Source organism: Brevibacillus sp. SIMBA_040 (assembly GCF_046535075.1).
GTDB lineage: Bacteria > Bacillota > Bacilli > Brevibacillales > Brevibacillaceae > Brevibacillus.
In genome coordinates this window covers 1-253 of sequence record NZ_JAWRXI010000309.1, presented here as the reverse complement: position 1 = coordinate 253, position 253 = coordinate 1, and the positions used below count along the sequence as shown (strand labels likewise).

At 35.6% G+C, this 253-nt stretch carries 1 protein-coding gene; it reads left to right on the top strand.

Translation table 11 applies throughout. The features are described from left to right. Positions 1 to 253: hypothetical protein (locus tag SB752_RS32940; protein ID WP_410719585.1), on the top strand; the 253-nt coding region annotated here is incomplete at both ends.

Sequence of the window (253 nt, the reverse complement as noted above, 5' to 3'; positions counted from 1 at the left end):
ATGCGTTCATCAATAGTACAAAGTCTACAACGAAATAAGGCTGGGCTCGAGCTAGCGAAGAATGAATATTTAGGAGAACAAAATAAGGTTTCAAATAAAATATCGAAGCTACCATCTATTGAAAAGTTGTTTAGGGGTATTGAAAGACAACAACAGATAAAAGAAAACCTTTACCTTTTATTATTGCAAAAGAGGGAAGAGACCGCAATAGCACAGTCTATTACAGCTCCTAAAGCAAGAGTAATAGATGCTG